Genomic DNA, 25,819 nt, shown 5'->3' on the forward strand with positions numbered 1-25,819 from the left:
AATATTCGCCGAATTTTGCAAAAACCCTTCTAAATCAATAAGTTAGAAACAAACCGGCTTTGCAAAAATCGCCTCTTTGGTTGCAGATTTCGTCTCAGCTGCTGAATCCTGCAAGGGTCGATCGGAAGTCGCCCCGGGCTAAAGCGCACATCCCCCGCAGCGGGGGATTTTAAGCTCCGCTTGCAATCTTCCGCACTTCACGATGCCGGGCAACCGGCCAAGCACGCAAGCCGCGCAGCTAGGAGCGACTGCCGGGCCGCCCGCCCCAGGCGCGGGCGAGGACATCCGAGTGGATCGGGCCGAGGCTGTGGCCGTAGTAGAGCAGCAGGGTGCCCGGGTCGCGGTGGCCGACCAGCTTGGCCAGGGCGAGCCACGCCTCGCCGCCGAGCCCTTCGGTACTCGCCAGCGCCTCGGGCTGGCGCAACGCCGGCAGCCGCTCCAGGGCGGTATCGGAAAACATCCAGGCATCGCGCTCAAGCAGCTGATCGCGAAAATCCCGGTGCTGCGCCGCGTGCCCGCGCAGCAGCAGCCAGGAGACCATGCTGTGGCGAAGCAAATGGAAGTCCACCCCCTCGCCCAGGATCGGGCGCAGGACCTCGAGCAGCGGTGCGATCAGACCATGGTGGCGGTACCCGCGCGCATTGCCCTCCGGCCCAAATAGCGCAACGTCCTGCGCTCGCTCCTGAGGGAACTGCTGACGCCGACGCTGCGCCCAGCCCTTGATCTGCGCCACCGGCCCCGGCGGCGCCAGGGCGTGGAGCGGGATCCGCCGCCGTGCCGCCGGCGCCTTGCCGGATCGGATTTCCGCCCAGCACTCGGTGGCATCGACAAAGAGATCGCCGAGGGTCAGCGCGCAGACCTCCGAGGCGCGCACACCGGCGTAGAAGCCAAGCGTCAGCGCCGCGGCCCATTGCGCGTAACGCGCATCGTGCTCGCGGCTTACCAGAACGCCGTGGGCGTACTCGAACTCGGCGGGGGTCACGATCGCCGTCCGCGCTGGGGTGTGCATCGCACCCTCGCGCGGTGTGCTCAGCGCGAACTCGGCCTCGGCCAGCCACCCGCCGGCCTGCTGGCCGTAGCGCAGCAGCTCGAACCAGGTGGTGCGAAAGTGCTCGGCGCTGCGAGGGCTCCAGCGCCGCGCCGCGACCACGCACCCGGTGACCTCCTCGATGGTCTCATCGTCCCAGTCGCGCAGATCCAGCACCTCCTCCATGCCCAGCAACTCCGGCGAGGCGATCCGACTGTAGTAATCGGCGAGGGTCTGGACCTTGACCCCATCGCGGAGCAACTTGTCAGCACCCCAGGCGAGCGCCAGCTGCACGATGCTCGCCGGGTAGCCCAGCGCATCGGCGCGTTCGAGCAGCGCCTTGCACGCGGCCAACGCGTCCTCCCGTGCGCGGGCGGGCAGTGTCCCGCGCCCCGTCTGCAGCGCGCGCATCCGGGCGATGAAGGCATCAAGGAGATTGCGCGCACGACGCGGCCAGTCCTCCGGCCGGGGAAGCGGATCGTCGCCGATGGGGCCCGGTTGCGGGCGCTCCACCGCCCCCTCGCCCGTCCCTGGACGGAGGTGAGGCGTCGAGCGCAGGAGCCGATCCCCAGGCCCGCGCTGCGCGGTCTGCACGGACCAGTCGAGACGGGCGCCGGTGCCCGTGCGCGCCGCCGCCGGCAACGGGAACGCCGCGAGCAGCTCGACCCAGGCCGCCGGCACGCCGTAGGCCAGCGGCAACAGCCGCCCGGCGTGGGCGAAGCGCTGCCACCCACGGACGGTGGCGCCGGGGACCCGGCGCTCACGCTCGAAATCCGCGGCAAAGGCGGCGAACGCATCGCGCAGCCACCGCCGAAGCATGCGCTCATAAGCGCGGACCGTTGCCGCGTCGTCAGGCGGCGTTGCGCTCTCGAGCACCGGGGCGGCCACCAGCCGATCGTCCGCCGCCCGCGGACGCGGGGGCAGGTGCTTGCGGCACGCCTTCGGCGGCCGGACAGGGTGCACCGCACCGCTGAAATCCGTCGGCTCGATGGGTAGCGCCAGCGTCCCATCCCGATCGACATCGGCCCAGCGCAGGCGCGCCAGTGTGCCGACCACCACGCGTTCGCCCATGCCCACCCGCGTTACCAGACGCACGGCTAGGGCGAAGAGTCGGTCTGCTGAATCGGCATCGGTGCGCCGGCGCAGCCAGAGACCCAGGTAGGCATCCAGCGCGGCGGCGGTGATCTGACAGCGCAGCTGCTCCGGGCTGACCGCTAGCGTCGAGGGCCGGGGCTCGAGGATCGGGGTAACCGGCAGGACCGCCTCTATATGACCGGTCTGATTGAGCCGCTGCAAAAGCCGCCGCAACCAGGCCCGATGCCGGCGCCTGGATCGGCGCTGCGGATCAAAGGTGGCCTGCTCCAACGCCCTGAGCCCCGGCGCATCCAGGCGCCCCTGCTCATCGAGCGCCGCCGCGAGGGCATCGACGACCCGCTCCCAATGCGCCGCATCCTCGAGGCCCAGCGCGCGGCGCTCCGGCTGCAGGGTTTCGATCAACGTCGTCCGGTCAAAGGACATCGGCAACCCCTCGGGGCTCATGGACCGTCGCACCCGCGGCATCGAGCAGCTCCGTGAAGGCCCGGAACACCGCCGCGGCGTCAAAACCCTCGGTACTGCCCGGCGCCCAGACCCCCAGACCCGCGCGGGCGTGGCCGAGCACGGCATCGACCTGCCGTTGGGCCAAACGCTCACGCAGCACCGTTGCCACCGTGTGTCGCGGGGCATTGCGCGCCTGCCGATCCGGTTCCAGGCCCGCCTCGCGCAGCGCGGCCTCCAGCCGCGGCTGGGTGAAGAGCCGGCACTCGAGCGTATCGCGGCGAAGACGGACCAGTCCCGCGGGCAGCGCCTGCTGCGCCGTCGGGCGGTGATCGATCACCGTGAAACCGCGGCGCTCAAGGAGCTGTACCACCATCGTGCGTACATGCTCATGGACCCGCAGCTGCTGCTCCAGTGGACGGCAGACCGGGATCACGCGCCGCTCCCGGTACACCCCGCTCGATTTGTCCGCCAGATACGCGGCCGGGTGCGCTGCGGCGAGCACACCGCGCTCGGCGACGACCCACTCGGTGCGCGGCCCGATCGGGCGAGCCCCGGTGGCCAGCAGCCAGAGCAGGCTCGTGTAGGCCGCGTGCAGACGAACGACCTGCAGCAGCTTCTCCGCGCAGCGCGGATCATTCGGGGGGAGCTGGAGCAGGTGCGCCCCGACGCCGTCGGCACCCCGGCGCAGACGCCGCAGCCACGGCTCGTAGGCGGCCGGCGGAATCGCCCGCCCGGACCCGGTCGGTGCCGGGTCCATCGCCTCGGACGACGCCGACTCAAAACGCAGCGCCGCGAGTCGTTGCGCGAGGTCGGGGTCATCGCCGGCTCGCTGGCCCGCGGCCTGCGCCCATTCGTCGGTGACCGCCTCGAACAATCCCTGCAGCTCGCCGGATGCGAACCGGCGATAGGCGGCGGGGGCATTCTGCGCCAGCCCGAAGCGCCCCGTCAGCGCACGTGCAGCGACCGCATCACGGGCGTGGGCCTCGATCCATAGTTCGGCGGTGGCGCGCAGGCGGTCTGCCGTGGGCAGCAGCCCCGGCGTACCGTCGAGGGCACAGCGCAGGCGGCGGTTGATGCGACCCGGTTGGCCCGTGAACGGTGCTTGGTGCGGCGCATCGGCCAAGGCCTGCGCAATGCCCGCTGGCAGGCGCAACGTCACCTGGCGGTTGGCCCCGGTCCCGACCGCCACCGGCCCATCAAGCAACCGATAGACCAAAAGCCCGGCGCTTTCATGCGGCGTCTGACCCTCCGGGGCGCTGCCCGCCCGCTGCAGTGCAGCGAGGCGCTGCGGCGGCAAAGCGGTGGTCAACAGCAGCCAGGCGTACGCCCAGTTCAGCGGATCCTTGGCCAGCACCGACAGGGCCTGGACCACGCGCCCGGTCGGTAGCCGGTGGAGATCCGTCGGGGTGTTCAACACGGACGTGGCGGCCAGGCGCGGGCCGTGGCGCTGCGCGAAGCGATCATCGGCCTCGGTTAGGGCGGACGGCTGCTCGCGCTCCCACGTTTGCGGGTGATCCGGGTCGGCCGGCTCGGCCTGGCGACGGGTGCGGGCATCGTGGCGCGGACGGTAACGAGCCGACGCCAAGGTGCGCTGCGCCGAACCCCCTTCCCCGGGCGTGTCTTGCCTCGCCGCCCGGCCCCCGGACGGCGGGAGCTCGCGCTGCCGGTCGGCGCGCTCGAGCAACGGCACACGCAGGATCTCCGGATCCGGGCCGCGCGGGCGTTTGCCCGTGGGCTGATACACCTGGTTGACCCCGACCTGCCGCTGGCCCTGCAGGAGCTCGAAAAACAGCCGGGCATCGTCCTGCTGCTTCGCATCAAGCGTCATGGCATTCAGCGCCTGCCAACAGACCCGCGCCCCTTCCTCCGGGGCCACGTCGGCGAGCGCCGGCTGACACAACTGCAGGCAGCGGCGCACCGCGAGCAGTTGGCGATAGTAGATCTGAGCGTTGTCGCCGGGGCTGGTGCGGAACCAATCCACCAGCACCCGCCGCGCTGGCGGCTCATTCGGGAAGATGCGGGTGATGGCCGCGTGCAGCGGATACGGCGTCCGGTAGCGCTGGGGATAGCCCTCGGGCAGGCCGAGGGCCCCCACGCGGCTGCACAGCTGCTCAGGCGAGAGGCCGGCGGGTGGGCCATAGTCCCGCGCGAAGAGCGGCAGGCTATCGCGCAGCGCTGCCTGGCAGACCGGCGGCAGGTGCGTCGCCACCACGGCCATGATCGCATCCCGCAGCCGGATATCACCCAGGTCACGCAAGCGCTCCCGCCACTGCGCGCATACGGCATCAGGAAGCAGCGTGCGTTCGCCGTCAACCATGCTCCATTCCCGGTGCGTGTTCCGCGAGACGCTGGCGCACCCGCACGACAAGCTTCTCCACTTTTTGCCCGTCATCCCAGGGATACTGCGGATCAGCCATAGTGCGCACGATCTTCGGTGCCACGCATTCACCAGCTTTATCCTGGGCAGACGCCAGCGCGTCCACAATTTCTTGAAGGGTCGGCAACCCGTATTGCTCGCACAGCCCTAATGCATCCCACCGCGCCAGAGCAGCCTGCCAGATCGACGCGTCCACCTGGCTGCTGCTGAGCACCTGAGGGACCGTGCTGTCTGCCGATTCTTCATCCATGGTCGGTTCGCTTCGTGCAGGCTCCCGCGCGGCTTGCGCGGTGCTGACGCTGCTTCGAGGGCTGCGGTACTTCTCCAGCGACGACCGACTCACCGTGTGCCGCAGAATCAATTTTTCCTGCTTGGCCGTCAGCTGACCATCCCCGGACAGATCGAAGAGTTTGCGACGGATCACCGAGCGCAGGTGGGCGTCCGAGCGCAGCCAGTCGATCGCTTCCCGCCAGCTAACACGGGATGTCAGCAGCGCTGGCAGCACATAGCCGCAGAAAAAACGCAGTAGCGCCTCCATTTCCGGCGCCTCCAGATCGCTCTTGCGGATCGCAAGCGCTCTGAACCGGGACTTTGGATGCGCAACTCCAGCTTCTTGCGCCACAACAAGCGGATTCAGCAGATCCCGTCGCTCGTCGGTATCGAACAGGATCGGCGGGGTAGCCGGCAAGTGAAGCCCGTCAGCCCGCGGCGCTCCGCGCACCGGGTCGATGCGCTCGGGCGGCAAAACCTTCGGCGCCTCAACCAACACCTCTTGAGCGGGAATCCGCACCGACTCGTAGAGGATGATCTCACCCAGTTGACTCATTGCAGTTACCTCCGAACCAATCAGCCCGTGCTGGAGGCGGGCCTCGCATCCGCCTCGTCTCCTCGCGCAGAGCCGATCACTGCCGTGAGCGCGCCGCTGCGCTGAGGATCAAGGGGATTTTCGAGTCGGTTCGGAGCCGGGTATGTCACCAATGACCTTGATTTGAAGGGCATTCGTGCATGAGCCCGGGGCCTGGCGCGCGCGCGAGCGCCTTGGAGGTTGCCCCGTCCCACCGCGCGTGGCGGAATTGCCGTTCACAGACTGAACACCCCGGCAAGACGGGCCTGCCCAGGCGTCACCGTCCCGGCGGTAGCGTGCCCAAACGCCCGCCCCTGTTATTCATCATAAAGCCGTTCAGGAGCCCCCTTGCTCAAGAAACTCCTCAGCCTGCTCAGCCGCCAGGAGAAGCGCCGCGGCGCCCTGGTCCTCGGGATGGTCGTCGTTATGGCCCTGCTCGAGACCGCCGGCGTCGCCTCGGTGATGCCGTTTTTGAGCGTGCTCGGCAACCCCGAGGTGGTCGAGACCAACCCGGTCCTCAACCAGCTCTACGTCGGCCTCGGCTTCGAATCGGTCGACACCTTCCTCATGGCCCTTGGTGCCGGCGCTTTCGGGCTGATTGTCTTCTCGGCCGCGTTCCGCTCGCTGACCATCTACGCCATGAACCGCTGGGCGTGGATGCGCATGCACAGCCTCAGCGAACGGCTGTTGGAGACCTACCTGCGCCAGCCCTACGCCTACTTCCTGAATCGCCACAGCGGCGACATGGGCAAGAGCATCCTGACGGAGACCCAGCAGCTCCAGCAGCAAGTCATCAAGCCGGGGCTCGATGCCCTGGCCTACGGCGTGGTGGTCATCGCCATCGTCACCCTGCTGGTGGTGATCGATCCCGTTCTGGCGGCCGGCGTCGCTACCGTGCTCGGCGGTATGTACGCGCTCATCTACTGGGGCGTCCGCGGCTTCCTGGATCGCATCGGCCGCGACCGGGTGCGGGCCAACCAGGAGCGCTTCCAGGCCGCCGGTGAGGCCCTGGGCGGGATCAAGGACATCAAGCTCCTCGGTCGCGAGCACGCGTATCTGTCGCGCTTCCGCGGTCCATCGATCCGCTTCGCCAAGCACCAAGCCACCAGCCAGACGCTCTCCCAGGTGCCGAAGTTCCTCATCGAGGCGGTGGCCTTTGGCGGGATCATCGCCCTGACCCTGGTGCTCATGGCCACCCACGGCGGGACGACCGGCGGCGGGCTCGGCGAGGTGCTGCCGGTGCTCGGGCTCTACGCCTTCGCCGGCTACCGGATGCTGCCGGCCGCACAGCACGTCTACCAGGGGCTGGCCAAACTGCGCTTCGGCGGCGGCGCAGTAGATAGCATCTACAACGACCTGCACCGCCGCCAGGCGCTGGCGGAGATCCGCAAGCAGCCGCCGGCGCCGCTGGTCCCGCAACGGGAGGTGGCACTGGAGAACGTCCACTACACCTACCCCAACGCCCCGGCCCCGGCGCTGCAGGGCATCGACCTGCACATCCCGGTCGGCAGCTCCGTAGGGCTGGTGGGCAGCACCGGCGCTGGCAAGACGACGCTGGTGGACGTGATCCTCGGACTGCTGCGCCCCACCGAAGGGGCCATCACTGTGGACGGCGAGCCGGTGACCGACACCAACCTGCGCGCGTGGCAGCAGGCGCTGGGGTACGTGCCGCAGGAGATCTTCCTCACCGACGCCTCGGTGGCCGAGAACATCGCCCTGGGCGTGCCGCCGGAGCGCATCGACCACGAGCAGGTGGAGCGCTGCGCGCGCATGGCGCAGCTCCACGACTTCGTCGTCCAGGAGATGCCGCAGCAGTACAAGACCGTCGTCGGCGAGCGCGGCGTGCGTCTGTCCGGTGGGCAGCGACAGCGCATCGGCATCGCCCGCGCCCTCTACCACGACCCAAGCGTGCTGGTCTTCGACGAGGCCACCAGCGCCCTGGACAACGTCACCGAGAAGGCCGTCATGGAGGCGATCGATGCCCTCCACCACCAGAAGACCATCATCCTCATCGCCCACCGGCTGAGCACCGTGCGCAACTGTGATCAGGTCGTGCTGCTGGAGAAGGGGCAGATTACGGCTGCGGGCAGTTTCGAAGAGCTGCAAGGGCAAAGTGAGCGGTTCCGCGCCATGGCGGTGGGGGCGGAGTGAGCCGCTTCATCGACATCCACCAACTCCCCATTACCGACAAGTTCCCCCGCCAGAAGCGCCTCATCCAGCCCCCCGCGGTCAGCGGCCATCGATCTCGGGCTGCGACCCCTTTGAGCGCCTTGGGTGCTTCTCACTGTTTATTGGCCAGGGCTATTACTTCAGCACATCTGTGCTCTTGCGAAAGTCATAAACAGATACTGCGAACCGCGCTTAGATTCTTGTCCGGTGAGGTGCTTAACCGAAGATGTAAGCCCCCCAAATTCTTACACGCCGGAAAACTTTAGATAACGCCACCTACTATACTCCTCTTGTCACCTACAAGTCATTTTTTATAACGCCCCCAACAGATCTATTAAACCTCTTACCGGACACGTGCACCATCTTTACAAAAATGACATACACTATAAAACCACTTACACCGGTCGATCTCCCGCAGCTTTCCACGCTGCATAAAAAATGTCTCAGTGGTGCTACACAACGAGAGCTAGAGTGGAAATTTCTTTCACACCCGGATCTTACTGCACCACCAGGATTAATAGCATACAAAGGCGCGCATCTCATAGCAGCGCGGCTTTTTTTTCCGCTTTTCCTAAGGACAAGCCTTCACACCCGCTTATTATCTCTTCAGCCCGCAGACACAATGGTTCACCCTGACTACCGCGGCGCTGGACTCTTTACTGAACTAAACAAACAAGCTCTTTCTTACACGACAGAAACCTTTGGGCCCCATATCATTTTCAACCACCCAAACGAAAAGTCGCGCCCTGGGTACGAAAAATCCGGGTGGCGTTATACAAAGAACACACTTTTCCGATGCTTCGATAACGCCCGACCCACTGCACGAGAGTATATCGACCAATTTTCCCCATTTTCGACATCCTACATCACGAACCTCACAAAAAAAAGCTCACCTTCCCAGTTAACCTTTTCAGTAAGCACAACATTACCGTCGCTCCCATTATACCGCTCAGCCCGATGCGCATCTTGTAACACATCTATTGACACGTCTGTGTCGCAACTTAGGTGGAGATATTCCAAGCCGCCAAGGGCAAGAAGGCACCAGGTTTTTGTCCATATCGACTCGAAACAGACCCAGTACGTACTGGTTTTCCAAAAGCGCAGCCCCTTCCGACGGAGGCCGTCATTGACTTTATTAGATGTCCTCCTGCCCTCTGACAAACCTGACGATATGCCCCTTGGTCTACTTATTCACACCGTCTGGCGACAAGCTTTCAAAGAATGCGGCCGGCTCTTTGTATGGGATCATGACGTAAAGCATCTCAACATCACTGACAGCATGCTCTCTGCGGGTTTCGACCAAACTTATTGGTCTAGTTCACTTTACTCATACCTCGGGAACCTTGATAACACGCACAGGGACTACTTTTGTAACCTAGACTCTTGGACAATTGGGCCCGCTGAGATGAATGTCTTTTAGGCCTGGCCGTCGTAAACGGAGCCTACGATTACCTCACGATCCTCATTCGGACAACCTTATGACAGTCCGTAGGGATATTTGCACATGACTGTACCCCCAAGAAACTACGACATCATCGGCCCAAACGTCACCGGGGATCAGAGAGCACGATTCATAGCTGACCCCTTCTTTCTCGACTCGTCTCACATTTTATTTGAGGTCTTTCTCGACAACCCCCGCAAAAAGTTTATCGGGTGTGCTCGCATATCCAATGGCACGTTCGAATATCTCGGAGAGGCTATCCGGGTTTGCGGTGAAGAGTTTAGCTTTCCCTATACCTGCACGATAGACGGAGCCGCCTTTTGTCTGCCAGAGAGAACTTTATGGAATGGCTCCGAAAAGGCGCACCCCATCACATTTTACGAAAAACAAACAAACTCTGTCTCATTTCATCATCATTTCGAAACCGGACTCTACGGCGTAGATCCAGTTCTTTTTTTTCGAGACGGCCTATTTTATATCCTTTATTCTGACCGTTCCGGAGTACGCCTGCACTTCGCACATCATCCTCTCACAACTGACTGGCACGAACACCCCGCTTCACCAATAGCCACAAACCCCACTGTTAGACGAATGGCAGGACGCCCTTTAGAGCATCGCGGGCGACTTTATTTATTTTTCCAGGACTGTCTAATACGGTACGGGGAAGGTATCAACGCTTACGAAGCTACAGAATTGACCAAGACAAAGTTCAACATGGTCAAACTTCGTGACTCGCCGATCGTTTCAGGTCAGTTGAATGGATCCTGGAACCACCACGGCATGCACCATATTGACTTAGATATAGACAACTCAAGAGCCATACTTGACGGTCACCACAAGCGATACGGGTGGCGCCTCGCGTATCTACATAACGTTAACAAGGTCGAACGGCTTTTCCCGGTAAAAACAAGACGATCTCTGCATCATGCCACGCTGAAATGTTTAAGGTACCTATATAAGATGTTTGCATAGAACACAAAACCCCTCTTTCAGATTACTCATGGTGCGGCATCTAAAAATTACTTTAGGGGCGCAAATTCAGCCGTAAAGCTCCCAAAGTTCACATCCTAAACAACCAAAACCTGCCACTTCAAGCTAGCTCCGAAAGCGCCGTAAATCGATACAAAGTAATACCTTTCGTTTTTATTGGAACGACTTGACCAATGCGCCTACTTTTTGTTGTTAAACAATCTGCCCTTAACCGTGGCATGAACACTGGCATCGAAAACTTGGCTTGGTCCCTTGCTCGGCGGGTCGATGAGGTGATTATACTATCAGGTGGTCGCAACCCTTCTGTTACCACCTACACATATCCCAACAACGTTCATTACTACTTTAGCGGAGGCGAAGGAGACCCGGGCGATCATATCACTCTCTACAACGACATAAGATGCTCTTACCATATAGATGCAGTGATTGGCTGGTCACGAAACATCGGGCCGCTTCTGCAACAAGAACACGACCAAAACCAGCGTCCATTGTTTATCGCTAACGAAGGCGCACTAACACGCTCGACCAATCCGTTCCTGAAGGCTCTATCGATAGCCTACCGACAACGCAGACTCCCTTCGCGATATGTTTTTTTCCAAAAGAAGTTTGGCGCATCGGTCGATAGCTTTGTAGCTATTTCCAAAGCAGTTGCTGGGAACTTTTCGCGCAACTATGCTGTAGACCCCGATCAAATCCATGTGATTCCTCGCGGGGTTGATACCAATCTTTTCGAGCCCTCCGGAAAGCGGACACAAGGCGCCCCCGATTTCCGTATTATTTACAGCGGTAATATATCTTTTGGCAAGGGGGTAGTCGATGTGGCGAAGGCTATTGCAACACTACGCACCCCTATCACCTTTGTTCTTTGCGGGACGGATCGAGGCGCTTTGGAGAGCATAAGAAAAATATTTGATGAGTCCCCCCAACACACTGTGGACTACAAAGGGCCACTATCAACAACTTGTCTTAAGAATGAGCTACAAAATAGCGACGTTTTTGCCTTTTGCTCACATAGCGAAGGTCTAGGGAAAAGTCTGCTAGAAGCAATGAGCGTCGGCCTCCCAGCAGTTACCTCGGACATTCCGACCTTTAAGGAGCTGATTGTTCACAGAGAAAATGGACTAATGGCGACCACCGGCGATCGGTATTCGATTGCCGGTGCCCTTGACCAGCTGATAAATGATAGGTCACTAAGGGAATCATGCGGGGAAAACGCACGCAAGACCATTATCAACGGTTTTTCAAGGGAAAGGGAAGCGGAAAAGTGGCTCGAAATACTTATGCACAATAAACCGCCCGCAATCGGGGCTTAAACCTGCGACTTCATAATGACGACTTTATGACTTCCCGCTCTATTTTTTCAAGACCCGTTTACCCCTCATCATAGGCACTGCCGGTTACACTAAACGCTTAACACGCTCAAAGTATAAACATTTAAGGACGACAAGTTGAGCAGCACAAAAGTTCAAGGTAAATCCAGGAGGCATTACTCCACCGTTGGAATCGTCGGCTTGGGTTACGTTGGTCTCCCGCTTATGCTGCGATTCATGGAGGAAGGCTTCCGCGTCATCGGCTTCGATGTCGATCCGGACACGGTCGCTACTCTGAACAGCGGCAAGAGTCAGATCGCACACATCAGCCATGAACGGGTCGAAATTGCCTGCAGACAAGGCTTCGAGGCCACTACCGACCCGGCTCGCTCGGGAGAGGTCGACGCACTGATCCTGTGCCTCCCGACGCCACTCAACCGCCATCGGGAGCCCGACCTCTCCTACGTGCTGGAAACGGCGACAACCTTCGCGCCGTACCTGCACGCTGGTCAGCTTGTAGCACTGGAGAGCACCACCTACCCGGGCACCACGGAAGAAGAGCTACTCCCCATCTTGGAGTCTGGTTCAGGACTCACGGTTGGCGATACTCTGTTCTTGGCATACTCGCCGGAACGCGAGGATCCGGCCAACCCCAACTTCACCACGCGCACCATCCCCAAGGTCTGCGGCGGCGTTACCCAGGCCTGCCTAGATGCCGGCGTAGCGCTCTACAGCGCCATCATCGATGAGGTGGTGCCCATGAGCAGCCCGCGCGCGGCGGAGATGACCAAGCTACTGGAGAATATTCACCGCGCGGTCAACATCGGCCTGGTCAACGAGATGAAGATCGTCGCCGATCGCATGGGTATCGACATCTACGAGGTCATCAATGCAGCGGCCACCAAGCCCTTCGGGTTCGTGCCCTACTACCCCGGCCCGGGGCTAGGCGGCCACTGCATCCCCATCGACCCCTTCTACCTCACCTGGAAGGCGCGAGCGTACGGGCTCAACACCCGCTTCATCGAACTCGCCGGCGAGATCAATACCGACATGCCGCGCTGGGTCATCACCAAGCTCGCCGACGCCCTCAACGACCGCGGCAAGCCCATCCGCGGCAGCCGGATCCTGGTCCTCGGCATCGCCTACAAAAAGAACGTCGACGACATGCGCGAGTCGCCTTCGGTGGCGATGATGGAGCTGCTTCGCGACAAGGGTGCCGAACTAAGTTACTGTGATCCTCATGTACCACGCTTCCCAAAAATGCGAAACCATCACTTCGATCTTGAGACAACTCACCTGACACCCGAAACGCTACAGGGTGCGGATGCGGTCTTACTTGCAACCGACCATGATGCATTCGACTATGATTTATTACGCGAACACGCGCCTCTTATTATAGATACTAGGGGAGTCTTCTCTGGACATTACCCCCATATTGTCCGCGCGTAGTTCACTTGTCGATTACAAACCACGCATATCCCATTAGATACCGACCGCCAGCTATACACTCTGAACCGAGAATCCACGATGACCGACCGAATACTCATTGTTACCCCAAGCCTCTCAGGCGGAGGTGCCGAAAAGGTTGCCATCAATTTGGCTAACGAATGGGGTCGTCAAGGCCACGACACTCACCTCACGTCCATAAGAGACATCTCCGATTACTCGCACTTACTTTCCAGTGATGTCGCGTACTCTTGCCTCGGCGCGCCCCGTGTACGGTACTCGATACCCGCTCTTACCCGCCATATCCGGCGCATCCGACCGAAGCGCATATTATCGGTTATCCGGGACTCGAATATCATTTTGGGTCTATCGAGGCCAGACCTGAAACAGAGCAGCATCGTTTACCGTGAAGCCAGCACGCTTAACGGCGTTGACAACAAAAACAGCTTCTATAAGGGCTTTTACTTAGCGTCCATGCGCTACTTTTATCGCCGGGTTAACGCGGTGGTCGCCAACTCCCACGATACACTTTCCGACCTGCAGGAGCGTGGAGTCGATAATCCGAACGCCACGGTCATCCCGAATCCGGTTTTGCCGGCAAACTACGATTCACTCATGCAAGAAGACGCTGACCACCCTTGGTTCGCTGACGCGTCTCTTGAGGTCATTATGTCGGCTGGACGATTACACCAATCGAAAGACTACCCCACATTACTTCGGGCTTTCGCGCGTGTTGTACAAGATAGGCCGTCTGCGCGACTGCTCATTCTCGGGCAAGGCCCCGAAGAGCAAGCGCTGAAACAGCTGCGATCTGAGTTACAGCTCGATGAAGTTGTTAGCTTTCAAGGCTTCGCCAGCAACCCCTGGCCATTCTATCGACAAGCCCAGGTATTCGCATTGTCTTCACAGTGGGAGGGCTTTGGCAACGTGATCGTCGAGGCGCTTGCGGCCGGCACAACCGTCGTGACGACTGATTGCCCCGGCGGGCCACGCACCATCACCAGGGATGGCGAGTTCGGGTACCTGACGCGTTGTCAGGACCCAGGTCATCTGGCTGAGAACCTACATCGCGCGCTGGACGCCCCACATGATCCCCGTGCGCTTCAGGAAAGAGCTCACGACTTCAGCACGGCGACCATTGCGAATCGCTACCTGGCTATGTTCGATGCCTAGAATGCTGGATCGGTCAAACGGGCTCCGCGCGATCCTCGCCGCAGAGGCTGTCCGCTGTCGCCTGGTATCAGTCGAACCGCCGAGGCTCCACTTGCAGACACGAACGACACACGTGCTACAGCCTGATGGCCGGATGCCATCCTCGGGGCTGCGAATATCCGCGTCGCGAACTGCTCTTAAAATGGTGAATGCGGCTTTTTCACTGCCGGCCTCGCCCCATGCCTCAGCACAAGTACAAACCGGTGAGTTATTAGCTCCTCTAAAAAGGCGCGTTGACCGGATCGCACCTCACCATCACCCGCTTAGCCGGCGATGCCGACTGCCTTGACATCGGTACCAATTCCCTAGCACCGCTGGACTACAATGACTACAATCCCAAGCAGTCACCTTCTGAGCCAACCTCGTATATCCTTTAGCGACCACCACTTTACAACTCTTTTAATTGGTCTGCTTGCGTCACTCACATTTTTTAATTGGCTACAAATCGATATAGCCAACTTTACAATAAGAGCAGTCGACGTATTTATTGCATTTTTTATTTTTAGTGCCCTGATCCTTATTTGTTTCGACACAACAATAAGCAAATCCGAGCATTCTCTCATATGGATTCCGCTCTTCTTGTATCTTGGCTATATGACGCTAATGCCCTTTTTAGGGCTTATGTTTCGAGCCTCTTTCGATTTTAGTCACGTCACATACGGGTTCCGCTTTGGATTAATATTGGTCTTCTGCGCGGCCCTACTTTTATTATCACCCCGTCGCAGGCTCTTATACACATCTTTAAACCGATCACTGCTTTTTCTTGGATACCCAATACTTTTTGTTACGATCGGGCAGATTTTAGAATACGCCCAAGTATTACCTGGGGGCTTTTTTTTAAACCAGTCGCTCGCTGATATGTTCGACATAAAGATCGATCATTACATGCGCCCCCCCGGAACGTTTGCTGGACCGAATCAGTTAGGGTGGTACGGAGCGGTTATTTTCTCCTTATCCCTTGCCTTTTACTTTACCGGTGGCGGCGCCCGGTGGGCCCATATATCTTTTATACACTTCTTAATTATCGTAGCATCAACGTCGCGCTCCGCGCTTTTGGCCGCCTTATTTTCCGTGGCAGCAATGTACGCCCTTTCGATCCTCCGAACCTTTAGTGGACGCCAAACGACCAAGCCCAAGGGCATAGCATTATTCATCTTAATCGCGCTCGCCTTTTCGTTTCTTGTTATACTCGCAGAACGGCTTGGCTTTCTACGGCCGCAATCTATCTTTTCAGCTTTTGCCGTGATTACGGGTGATTTCCAGGCTGATGGCTCATTGGCAGCTCGTTTTGATGGTTGGTCTAACGCATTACAAGCATTTCGTGATTACGGTTTCTTTGGTTTTCTAGGCGACCCGCGAGTCGTAACAGGGACTATTGACTCCGGATGGCTAAATTACTTAGCTCGCGGCGGCATCCCACTGCTTGCCTTTTTTGTGCTATTTTTGCTCACGACCACCTTTTACACAATTTATAATTATCTTGCTTCTGGAAACCAATATTCGCTCGCTTTGTTTGGAGTAACAATAATCATCCCACTTGGGTTCGTTCCCCTTTCTGCACTTCATTATACCCATGTTATGATTTTTACGATTCTCGCTTTTTATATGGGCGCAAGCGACCCTCACAGGCCCAGAGGCATCACATAACATACTGTCTTCTAGCCACGACATTAATGCACAGGCTATCTGCTTTGGTTCAGTCTTTCTTCCGTCAGCCCGTCGGAATCGTCGGGTTTCGGTGTCCTGCGATTCGAGACCTTGCAAACTTGGACGGCTGTGATGGGGCCCAAAGACGATCGACAGACGCCGCAGCACGATCTCTTCCGCATGGAGCTGGTGGCCAACCTGATCAACCCACGGCATCCGCTGGTCTTGCTCGCCGGGCGGGTCGACTGGAGCGTGTTTGAGCAAAAGTGTACAGGGTTCTTCCCCTCCACCACCGGCCGTCCGGCTGCACTAATCGTATCAAGTTATCACTCAATCAAATTTCAAAAATTTAATAACGACGCCAAAGCCTAACCAACGATCACCGTCAACCCATTTTTTCATTTTACTGCCATAAAGAAAGCTTGAACCACACCGGCTATCCTGCTCGCCTACCGCGCCACTTTTATTAATATGACAAAACGCGTTGCCTACATTTTTAGCAGCTTTCCAAGCAGTTCGGAGACATTCGCTGCCGTTGAACTCAGGGGGTTGCGGGAGCACAACGCATCCCTTTATGTACACACTTTACGGCGTCCTCCCTGCAGTTCCTCACAACTCCTGTCAGAATGGTCACTAGAACACCTTGACCTTGATCAACCTACCATGGCATCTATATGCCGCGGGTGTTTATTTTTCTTTCTTTTTCTTCCAAAGCTACGTCACACCCTTCGCGCCCTCATAAGGACGCTAATACGTACGCCTTCCTCAGGCGCGCTCGCGCTCGCGGCGCTCCCCAGATGTTTAGACATCGCCAGATCCTTAAACCATCGCCGTATACCGAATGTCCACATCTTCTGGGGGCACTACCCAGCCCTTGTGGGGCTAATTATTAAAGACTTAGCCCCGAGCACCAATGTAACCTTATTTTTGGGAGCCTATGACTTAGAAAGGGCCTTACCGATCTCTGCTGCACTCAGCCGGAAAGCCGAATATATAACAACCCACGCGCAGTGCAACACAAGAAAGATATCCTGCCTAACAGGCGTCCCGGCAAACCAAATAACAACCATTTACCGCGGAGTTAAGGTAAGACGGGGCCACATAACACGTGATGCCAAATCCGCAAACCTTGTAATATGCGCAGAGCGGTTGACCAAAACCAAACGCACGATCGATGTTTTGCGTGCTTTTACCATACTCCAAAAACACAAGCCAGACGCCTACCTGCGGATATTCGGTGACGGCCCGGAAAAGGCCCTTCTTCAGGATTACATCAATACCAACGAGCTCAGTAAAAATGTCGAATTGGTTGGATGGGCTAGTCACGAAACGATACTCTCGAACCTCGAGGAAGCTTCCTTACTGCTAAGCCTATCTCAAGCAACTGGTGAACGCCTGCCCAATATTGTAAAAGAAGCCTTTGCGTCGAGTTGTCCTGCGATTGTAGGAAAGACACCATGCATTGATGAGCTTGTTGTAAACGGCAGGAATGGGTATGTGCTGCGTCCGGGCGATGTGCATGGAGCTGCGGAGCGAGCTCTGACCATATTATCGGATCCCCAACTTTGGGATCAGATGTCCGCGTGCGCTCACGCGACAGTGTCTAGACATTTCGACATTAAAGAGACCTCCCGGCAACGTCTTCGACTTTGGCAGTAAAGGGCTGCACCTACTATGAAACATCAACCCCTGTTAAAGAGATATGCGAAAGCGCTCTCAACAGTCCTTATTCCAGAATCCCTCCGGGTTGTTGGGTATCCCATTGCCAGAGGCAGACCACCAGTAAACCCATTTTACATAAGAACGTTTAATGATCTGCTTAACCAAAAAAAATTGCGCGAGCGTTACGCAGAAGTCTGTTTCACGCAAGACAAGTTGCTAGCTAAGGACTGGGTCAGTGTCAAGGCGCCGGACATAGGCATACCTAAAACGCTTGCAGTTTATGAAACCGCGGGGCAGCTGAAAGACGCGATTTCAAAAGGCGAAATACCATCGCTGTGCATAATAAAAACAAATCACGGCGCAGGGTTTAACTATATTTTCGACAAGGAACGTGCCGAGCCTTCAGAAACTATTTCCAAAAAGTTCAGCTACGCAACAGCTGAGCCATACAATAAATCTCCCGTGGAGTGGGCGTATTTCTACGTCAACCCCAAAATATACTGCGAGGAACTCCTATCGGACAGCAACACGCAAACTCCGCCGCCGGATTACAAAGTCTTCGTTTTCAACGGCACACCGAAAATGATTCAGGTCGATGTTGACCGTTTCATTGACCACAAGCGGTGCCTTTTCGATACAAGCTGGAACCTTCTCAATGTTGAATACGAGTATCCTATGCCAGAAAAATCACCAAAAAAGCCATGTTCACTAGACCGTATACTAGATGCGGCATCCAAGATCGCTAGGCCGTTCACCTTTTGCCGAGTGGATTTTTATGTAGTCGATGGCCATCCATTTTTTGGTGAAATGTCTCATTATCCCGAAGGAGGGTATGGACGTTTCAACCCTCGTAGTTTTAACCGGGAACTTTACCTCAAAGGATTTACGGATGCCGCATTCGAGGGTATTTACTACGCTTGATTCCGGGATGCATACCACGCAAATTATAACCTAATATCATACATGAGAATTACATACCTCCACCAGTATTTTCATACCCCCGAAATGACCGGCGGCACCCGCTCCTACGAAATGGCGCGCTGGCTCCGTGTGAGGAATACGAAAAAAATCAGCAGGCGCAACCATGCCGGCACCAACTTGCTCAATAATAACACCCTGTCATAATTCGGCATCTTATCTAGGCTCCGCCATCGGGAGCGTTAAATCACAGTCGGCCGCAGACTGGGAGCTGCTCCTAATTGACGATGGTTCAACGGATTCCACGCCAGACATATGCCAAGCTGCCCAGTCAGCTGATCCTCGGATCCAACACATTCGTTTAAAACAGAACAGTGGCCCAGCGATCGCACGGAACACTGGCATTTCTGCAGCCCGAGGTCGCTATATTTTTTTCCTTGATAGCGACGACACGTGGATGCCTCGCAAACTGGCGAGGCAAGTGCAGGCGTTCGAGGACTCACAGGCTGCACTTTGTTTCAGCTGGTACCACGTCGTAGATGATAGTGGGTCATTCCTGCGAACAGTCCAGTCACCAAGAAACGTGTCCCATCGAGACTTTTATAGAAGCTGCCCTGTCGGCTGCTTAACAGCTGGGTATGACCGCGAAAAGGTCGGTACAATATACATGCCAGAACTGCCTATGCGCCAAGACTGGGGGCTTTGGCTGCGCGTCCTCGAGCAACATGAAGTTGCGGTGGGTATTCAAGAACCCCTCGCATCCTTACGAGTACACAAGGGCTCGCTTACCTCAAACAAGCTGCGGGCAAGTTACTACACATGGAGGCTTTTGCGCGAAGAAGCAAAGCTTAGCAGGATTAAAGCTGGCTATGGCGTATGCCATCATCTTTTGACCGCCGCCCTCCGCAGAATCAGATAAGCTGTACAAATTCACGGGAGCAATCTTGCGAACCTCCTTAAACCCCATCACGGGCAAGCAGTACACGATCCCCGCAGAGCCGGACGACCGAGCCGGGATCGACGCTTTCCTCTCCCAAAACAGCTCGAAGCCGGTCGTAGCCGTCCAAGGCCTCGGCTTCGTCGGCGCGGTCATGTCCCTGGTCTGCGCCAACGCCCTTGGGCGCGACTACGCGGTGCTCGGCGTCGATCTGCCGACGCCCGAGGCCTACTGGCGGATCCAGTCGCTCAACGAGGGGATCTTCCCGCTAACCGCGGAGGACCCGAAGATCGAGACGTTCTTCGCCCGTGCCCGGGAACAAGGGAACTTCTACGCCACCTATGATCCCTACGCCTACGCCGTGGCGGACGTCATCATCGTCGATATCAACCTCGACGTCGCCAAGGACACCGAGGCGTGGGGGCGGCTCAATGACTACGATGTCGACCTGACCGGCTTCCGCAAGGCCATGCGCGCCATCGGCGAGCAGTGCAAGGAGGATGTCCTGGTGCTCGTCGAGACCACGGTCCCGCCGGGGACCTGTCAGAAGGTGGTACGCCCCATCCTCGAGGAGGAGCTCGCCCGGCGCGGCCTGCCCACGGACCGCTTCAAGCTCGGCCACTCCTACGAGCGGGTGATGCCCGGCCCCAACTACGTCGATTCCATCCGCACCTTCCCGCGGGTCTACGCCGGGGTCGATGAGAAGAGCGCCGACGCCACCGAGGCGTTTCTCAAGACGATCATCGACACCGAGCAGTGCCCACTCACCCGGCTGGAGAGCACCAACGCCACGGAGATGGCCAAGGTCCTGGAGAACGCCTACCGGGCCATGAACATCGCCTTCGTGGTGGAGTGGTCGCGCTTCGCCGAGGAGGCCGGGGTCGATCTCTACGGGGTGGTGAACGCCATCCGCCAGCGCCCCACCCACGCCAACCTGATGTACCCGGGCATCGGCGTCGGGGGGTACTGCCTGACCAAGGATCCGCTGCTGGCGAGTTGGTCCCGCCGTGAACTCTTCGGCGCCGAGGAAGGCCTGCACCACAGCGAGCGCGCTGTGGCCGTCAACGACCGCATGCCGGTCTACGCCTACGAGTTCCTGCGCGAGCAGCACGGCTCGCTCAACGGCGCCCGCGTGCTCCTGCTCGGCGTCTCCTACCGCGGCGAGGTCGGCGACACGCGCTTCAGCCCCGTGGACCTCTTCTACGACTGCCTCCAGGCCGACGGCGCCCAACTCACCCTCCACGACCCGTACGTGCCGTACTGGCCGGAGAAGGAGCGCGAGGTCCACCAGGACCTCCAGGCCGCGCTGGCCGAGCAACCGCAGGTCGTGGCCATCTCCACCGGCCACCAGCTCTACAAGCGGCCCGGGACCATCGACGCGTTGATGGCTTTGGAGGGCCTGTTCATCTACGACACCATCGGCGTGCTCTCGGCGGAGCAGATCGTGCGGCTGCGCGAGCGGCATACCGTGAAGGTGTTGGGGCGTGGGGACTTGTGACGATCAGCCCTGCCGCGATGGCTGCAACCGCGCTTGACGACTTAGCACTTTGCTAACAAGCTATGCTCGATCGGCTACGGAAGGCACCGACGGACTTGGCTCTCGCGACTCGCGTCATCAACGCCATGGCGCGGTCGGAGGAGACAAGTGTCGTGTTTACACGCCACGCGCGGGATCGTCAGCAAGAGCGCGGAGTCCATGACGCGTGGGTCCTCGATGTCCTGTGCCGAGGAGCAGTCATTCGTGCCGATGAGCCGCAGCCCCCGCATCAGCGCCACACGTACCGGATGCGATTGGACGATGCGTATGACCGGGTTGATCTCGCGGTAACGATTCCGAAGGAGCGCCGGTTACTGATCGTAACGGTCATCTAATCGCGGGAGGAGGCCATGAGTGCTCTGAATTGCCCAGTCTGTGATTCGGCTGAGGTCGAAATGAGCCGCGTTGAGCGGGATAACGGTCTGGGATTGGAGTCGATCCGCCTTGTAAACGTACCGTTTCTGGAGTGCGGTCGCTGCGGCGAGGGGTTTGAGGAGTTCCCCGCCTATCGTCGCCTGATCCGGCAGGCCGTTGAGCTGCTCTGCCAGCTGGATTCCCGGCTTACCGGTCAGGAGATTGCGTTCGTTCGCCATGCGCTGAACCGCTCGCAACAAGAGCTGGCGGGGCTACTCGGGGTCCATACAGTCACCCTCAGCCGGTGGGAAACCGGGCACAGCGAAGTTCCGGCCCCCGCGGATCGCCTCCTGCGGGCGTTGGCTTTCGAGCATTTCGGGCGGAAGAGACCGGCCGAGCTCTCTACAGCCCCCCAGCACCGGCGCCGTCAGAGACCGATCACGCTGGATGTCGAGCAACTCCATGGCAAGACCTACACCTACGAGACCCCGCACACGTTTGGCGGAACGAACCACGCATGGGTCATGAGCAATGACGGCTGACGCAACACAGACGAGTTCGGAAGCTTGCGATCTGGCCGAGGCGCTGGAACTGGAGAGCATCTCGCTCACAAGCCTCCACATGGACACACCTGAGCAGCCTGAGACGCAATCGGGCAAGCTCCGGTTCCGGTTCGATATCGGCCACGATCATGAGGCCCTCGCTGGCGGGGCTGGAGGCACCGCCCTGGCCTCCGCGGAGATCACTGTGCAGGGTTACCCGGAGGACGCACCTGAGCCCTCCGCGGACGCCAGTCAGGTCGAAGACGGCCTGTTGATCTACCTTCGGGCCCGCTATTCCCTGGTTTATCGCGTTGTCATCCCTGGGCAGTGGAGCGAAGCCGAACAAGAGCACTTCAACGTGCGGTGTGTGGCCTATCACGCTTGGCCCTATTTCCGCGAGCTTGTCCAGAACGTCACGAGTCGCTCCCCCATCCGGGATGTAACACTCCCGCTTTTTGTCCCGAGCAAGCTCAACCGCGGCGCAGACTAACCCGGGGCTGAGCATTTGGCTCGTACCACCCCCAACACCCCCAACGGAGACCCCAAGTGACCAAGGTGCTCATCCTCGGCGGCGGCGGTTTCATCGGTATCAACATCGCCCGCCGCCTGCTCGACGACGGCGGCTACACGATCACGCTGGCCGACAAGGGCTACCGCGGTCGGCTTGAGGAGTACTTCGATGCCGACGAGCGGGCCGAGCTCACGGTCATCGAGGACGACTTCACTGACCCACGCGCCTACGACAAGCTCGCCGATCACTACGATCACGTCTACATGATGGCGGCGATCGTGGGCGTGAACCGAACGCTGGAGCACCCGGAGGAGGTGATCCGGGTGAACACGGCGCTCACCCACTACACCCTGGCGTGGCTCCAGCGCGCCGAGGTGGGGCGCGTGGTCTTCGCCTCCAGCAGCGAGAACTACGCCGCCACCACGGACCTCTTCGATGCCCCCATACCGACGCCGGAGACGGTGCCGCTGACCATCGGCGACATGAAACACCCGCGCTGGACCTACGCGGTCACCAAGATGCTCGGCGAGTCGGCGTTCCTCCACACTGGACCGGCGGCGGGCTACGAGGCCACGGTGGTGCGCTACCAGAACGCCTTCGGCCCCTGCATGGGCTTCCGCCACGTCATCCCGCACCTCGTCCAGCGCTTCTGGGATCACCCGGCCGACGAGCCCTTCCGGATCTACGGCGCCGACCAGACCCGGGCCTTCTGCTACATCACCGACTCGGTGGACGGAACCGTCCGCGCCATGGAGACACCAGCCGCCGCAGGCGAGATCTACCACGTCGGCAACGATGAGGAGATCAGCCTGGAGACCCTGACGCGCACCGTGGGCGAGCTGATGGGCTACACCGGGGAGTACGAGCACGCCCCCACCTACCCTGGCTCCGTAGGCCGCCGCTGTCCGGATCTGACCAAGTGCCGAGAGGAGCTCGGCTACGAGCCGCAGGTACCCTGGCGCGAGGGCGTCGAGCGCACGGTGCAGTGGTACCGGGACTTCTTCGCCGCGGGCCGGCAACCGGATGACATCGGCTTCGAGCCGCCCGAGCGGTTCAGCCAGCGATAAACGAACAGGAGGTTTCGTGCAGCGCTTTTTCGACGTCTTCTTCTCGGGGCTGGCCATCGTCGTACTCGCCCCGTTGATGCTGCCGATTATGCTCATCCTCCGCATGACCGGCGAGGGGGAGATCTTCTACCGGCAGACTCGGGTGGGCCAAGGCGGAGAGCACTTCGCCCTGCTCAAGTTTGCCACTATGCTCAAGGACAGCCCCAACATCGGCCCCGGCGAGATCACGCTTAAGGAGGATCCGCGGATCCTGCCCTTCGGCAAGTTCCTGCGCAAGACGAAGCTCAACGAGCTGCCGCAGCTGATCAACATCCTCAAGGGCGATCTGAGCGTCGTGGGCCCGCGCCCTCAGGTGCCCAACACCTTCGCGCAGTACCCGGAGGCGGCGAAGCAGGACATCGGCCAAGTTCGGCCGGGGCTGAGCGGGGTCGGCTCGATCATCTTTCGCGACGAGGAGCGCTACCTGGATAACCAGGAGGATCCCCACACCTTCTATCGGGAGACGATTATCCCCTACAAGGCGGAGCTCGAGCGGTGGTACGTCCGCAACCAGTCCCTGCGCGTCTACTTCGAGGTGATCCTGCTGACGGTGTGGGTGATCCTGTTCCCCAGCAGCCGCATGCCGTGGCGGGTGTGGAAGGATCTGCCGGAGCCTCCGGAGGCGCTGCGCGGCGCATCCTGAGGTGGTCTTCTGGGGGCCACTCCCGCTACCGCGGTGGAGCATCCTGCAACCACGCCCACAACCACACCACCCCGCTCACCAGCCCCTGCCAAGGCGTGCGCGGGTCTTTGTCCACGGTGACGCGATAGCGGACATTGGGGACTCGGCTCGGTGACCTCGCGTTCGCGGAGCCCGAGGAGCAGCATCAGATCGAGCATCAGGCGATAGACCCCGGTGGGATCGCGCGGGGCCAGCCACGCGTGCAACGCTTCCCAGGTCGGCATGCCGACGGCGGCTGCACGCACACCGGGGGAGCGGTCGTAGCGCTCGGGCCGGAGCGCACGGGGGTCCACCGGCAGTTCGTCATTGACCACCAGCCATCGCAGCCAACGATGCCCGATCCGCTGATCCTGCTCCGGCAGGGCGTCCAGGACGCGCTCCAGGCGCTGATGCAGTGCCTCGGCCGACAGCTCAGCGGGATCTTCCCAGCCAAACTCCGCGCGCAGCCGCCGACTCAGCCCCACGCCGTAGCGTCGCAGCGTTGACGCTGCGTACACCCCCCCTCTGCCAGGGTAGTTGGAACCTCAGCTGTTAGAGTCTTAAACCAGAGCTGGGGGCAGTGAGAGGTTCCGATGAAGTACTCCGACGAACGACGTGAGGCGGTCCTGCGCAAGCTCGGCCCACCGAACAACCGCAGCGTCGCCGACGTGGCCGCCGAGGAAGGCATCACGGCACCGACGATCTATGCTTGGCGCTCCCAGGCGCGCAAGGAGGGTCGCCTGATGCCAGATCAGGGCACGCAGGGCCCCGATGGCTGGAGCTCCCGGGACAAATTCAATGCCGTCCTGGAGACGGCCACGCTCGGCGAGGAAGAGCTCGCCGAGTACTGCCGCCGCCGCGGGCTATACCCGGAGCAGATCGAGCAGTGGCGGCTTAGCTGCGAGCAGGCCAACGACCGGGCCGAGGCCACGGCACAGCGCCAGGCCGACTCCATCAAGGAGGAGCGCAAGCGCAACCGGAAGCTGACCCAGGAGCTCAAGCGCAAGGAGGCAGCACTGGCCGAGACGGCGGCGTTGCTCACCCTCCGGGGAAAAGCCGACGCGATCTGGGGGGACGAGGAGTCATGACGTCCGCTGCAGATCGCGCCAGCGCCGTTGAACTGATCGACGAGGCCCGGGCCAACGGGGCTCGATTGAAGAAGGCGTGTGCGGAGCTGAGGATCGCGCAGAACACCTATCGGCGGTGGAAGGCCGGCACCGAGGATCAGCGCCCTTATGCCGAGCGTCCGACGCCGTCGCACAAGCTCAGCGCCGAGGAGCGCCGGCATGTGCTCGATCTGTGCCACCGACCGGAGTACGCCAGCCTGCCACCGGCGCAGATCGTGCTGCGCCTGGCCGATGACCACCAAGTTTACGTGGCCTCGGAGCGCACGTTCTATCGCATCCTGCATGAGCACAATGAGCAGCATCACCGCGGCCCCAAGGCGGCTCCTCAGCCCCCAAGGCCCAAGCCGACGCTGTGCGCCGATCGGCCTAACCGCTGCTGGAGCTGGGATGTGACCTATTTGCCAACCGCGATCCGCGGCCAGTTCTTCTACCTGTACCTGATCATCGACCTCTACAGCCGCA

The 25,819-nt window shown here is 59.9% G+C and carries 22 protein-coding genes; 19 read left to right on the forward strand and 3 right to left on the reverse strand.

The window, feature by feature from the left end; all coding sequences use genetic code 11:
- Window positions 1-238 precede the first annotated feature (238 nt).
- Genes LRG07_RS11385 through LRG07_RS11395 form a run of 3 tightly spaced genes read right to left on the reverse strand, consistent with a single transcriptional unit; the run spans window position 239 to window position 5,769 of the window.
- Window positions 239-2,545, reverse strand: coding sequence for a site-specific integrase (locus LRG07_RS11385; RefSeq protein ID WP_238642433.1), 2,307 nt, complete (start codon window positions 2,543-2,545; stop codon window positions 239-241).
- Window positions 2,535-4,883: a hypothetical protein gene (locus tag LRG07_RS11390; RefSeq protein WP_238642434.1), complete on the reverse strand. Its 2,349-nt coding sequence runs from the start codon at window positions 4,881-4,883 to the stop codon at window positions 2,535-2,537. The genes LRG07_RS11385 and LRG07_RS11390 overlap by 11 nt, the downstream gene beginning before the upstream one ends.
- On the reverse strand, window positions 4,876-5,769 hold the full coding sequence (locus LRG07_RS11395) for a hypothetical protein (RefSeq protein ID WP_238642435.1): 894 nt from the start codon (window positions 5,767-5,769) through the stop codon (window positions 4,876-4,878). Before LRG07_RS11395 ends, LRG07_RS11390 begins: the two co-directional genes overlap by 8 nt.
- Window positions 5,770-6,201: 432 nt before the next feature.
- Here LRG07_RS11395 and LRG07_RS11400 point away from each other — a divergent pair, with 432 nt between their 5' ends.
- The 19 genes from LRG07_RS11400 to LRG07_RS11475 form a co-directional block, all read left to right on the forward strand.
- Window positions 6,202-7,938 (forward strand): ABC transporter ATP-binding protein, encoded by a 1,737-nt coding sequence (locus tag LRG07_RS11400; protein ID WP_238642457.1) that lies wholly within the window; start codon window positions 6,202-6,204, stop codon window positions 7,936-7,938.
- Between the two features lie 391 nt (window positions 7,939-8,329).
- Entirely contained in the window at window positions 8,330-9,376 is a 1,047-nt protein-coding gene (locus tag LRG07_RS14085; protein WP_370641535.1) for a GNAT family N-acetyltransferase, read from the forward strand.
- A 1,184-nt stretch (window positions 9,377-10,560) separates the two neighbouring features.
- Window positions 10,561-11,700, forward strand: coding sequence for a glycosyltransferase family 4 protein (locus LRG07_RS11405; protein WP_238642436.1), 1,140 nt, complete (start codon window positions 10,561-10,563; stop codon window positions 11,698-11,700).
- Window positions 11,701-11,835: 135 nt separating this feature from the next.
- A complete protein-coding gene (locus tag LRG07_RS11410; protein WP_238642437.1) occupies window positions 11,836-13,146 on the forward strand; it encodes a nucleotide sugar dehydrogenase in 1,311 nt (436 codons plus the stop codon).
- Window positions 13,147-13,224: 78 nt separating this feature from the next.
- Window positions 13,225-14,316, forward strand: coding sequence for a glycosyltransferase (locus tag LRG07_RS11415; RefSeq protein WP_238642439.1), 1,092 nt, complete (start codon window positions 13,225-13,227; stop codon window positions 14,314-14,316).
- Window positions 14,317-14,679: 363 nt separating this feature from the next.
- Window positions 14,680-16,002 (forward strand): O-antigen ligase family protein, encoded by a 1,323-nt coding sequence (locus LRG07_RS11420; protein ID WP_238642441.1) that lies wholly within the window; start codon window positions 14,680-14,682, stop codon window positions 16,000-16,002.
- Window positions 16,003-16,182: 180 nt separating this feature from the next.
- Window positions 16,183-16,374 (forward strand): hypothetical protein, encoded by a 192-nt coding sequence (locus tag LRG07_RS11425; protein ID WP_238642459.1) that lies wholly within the window; start codon window positions 16,183-16,185, stop codon window positions 16,372-16,374.
- A gap of 291 nt (window positions 16,375-16,665) precedes the next feature.
- Window positions 16,666-17,661 (forward strand): glycosyltransferase family 4 protein, encoded by a 996-nt coding sequence (locus LRG07_RS13955; RefSeq protein WP_255773300.1) that lies wholly within the window; start codon window positions 16,666-16,668, stop codon window positions 17,659-17,661.
- Window positions 17,662-17,676: 15 nt separating this feature from the next.
- Window positions 17,677-18,585, forward strand: coding sequence for an ATP-grasp fold amidoligase family protein (locus tag LRG07_RS11435; RefSeq protein ID WP_238642443.1), 909 nt, complete (start codon window positions 17,677-17,679; stop codon window positions 18,583-18,585).
- Between the two features lie 163 nt (window positions 18,586-18,748).
- A complete protein-coding gene (locus LRG07_RS14090; protein WP_370641536.1) occupies window positions 18,749-19,501 on the forward strand; it encodes a glycosyltransferase family 2 protein in 753 nt (250 codons plus the stop codon).
- Between the two features lie 25 nt (window positions 19,502-19,526).
- The gene (locus LRG07_RS11440; RefSeq protein ID WP_238642444.1) at window positions 19,527-21,017 is read left to right on the forward strand and encodes a nucleotide sugar dehydrogenase; all 1,491 of its coding nucleotides are present in this window, start codon (window positions 19,527-19,529) and stop codon (window positions 21,015-21,017) included.
- Between the two features lie 125 nt (window positions 21,018-21,142).
- The gene (locus tag LRG07_RS14095; protein WP_370641537.1) at window positions 21,143-21,391 is read left to right on the forward strand and encodes a DUF4258 domain-containing protein; all 249 of its coding nucleotides are present in this window, start codon (window positions 21,143-21,145) and stop codon (window positions 21,389-21,391) included.
- Window positions 21,392-21,406: 15 nt separating this feature from the next.
- Window positions 21,407-21,952, forward strand: coding sequence for a type II TA system antitoxin MqsA family protein (locus LRG07_RS11445; RefSeq protein WP_255773302.1), 546 nt, complete (start codon window positions 21,407-21,409; stop codon window positions 21,950-21,952).
- Window positions 21,942-22,442: a hypothetical protein gene (locus tag LRG07_RS11450; RefSeq protein ID WP_238642446.1), complete on the forward strand. Its 501-nt coding sequence runs from the start codon at window positions 21,942-21,944 to the stop codon at window positions 22,440-22,442. Before LRG07_RS11445 ends, LRG07_RS11450 begins: the two co-directional genes overlap by 11 nt.
- A gap of 56 nt (window positions 22,443-22,498) precedes the next feature.
- Entirely contained in the window at window positions 22,499-23,530 is a 1,032-nt protein-coding gene (locus tag LRG07_RS11455; RefSeq protein ID WP_238642447.1) for an NAD-dependent epimerase/dehydratase family protein, read from the forward strand.
- Between the two features lie 16 nt (window positions 23,531-23,546).
- Complete coding sequence (locus tag LRG07_RS11460; protein WP_238642449.1) at window positions 23,547-24,212, forward strand: sugar transferase; 666 nt, start codon at window positions 23,547-23,549, stop codon at window positions 24,210-24,212.
- 239 nt (window positions 24,213-24,451) lie between these two features.
- Window positions 24,452-24,736: a hypothetical protein gene (locus LRG07_RS11465; protein WP_238642451.1), complete on the forward strand. Its 285-nt coding sequence runs from the start codon at window positions 24,452-24,454 to the stop codon at window positions 24,734-24,736.
- Between the two features lie 87 nt (window positions 24,737-24,823).
- Window positions 24,824-25,318, forward strand: coding sequence for a transposase (locus LRG07_RS11470; protein WP_238642453.1), 495 nt, complete (start codon window positions 24,824-24,826; stop codon window positions 25,316-25,318).
- The coding region (locus LRG07_RS11475) for a helix-turn-helix domain-containing protein (protein WP_238642455.1) at window positions 25,315-25,819 on the forward strand (505 nt) is incomplete at its 3' end. The genes LRG07_RS11470 and LRG07_RS11475, both read left to right, overlap by 4 nt.

This window comes from Halorhodospira sp. 9622 (genome assembly GCF_022228025.1).
GTDB classification, from domain to species: Bacteria; Pseudomonadota; Gammaproteobacteria; order Nitrococcales; family Halorhodospiraceae; genus Halorhodospira; species Halorhodospira halophila_A.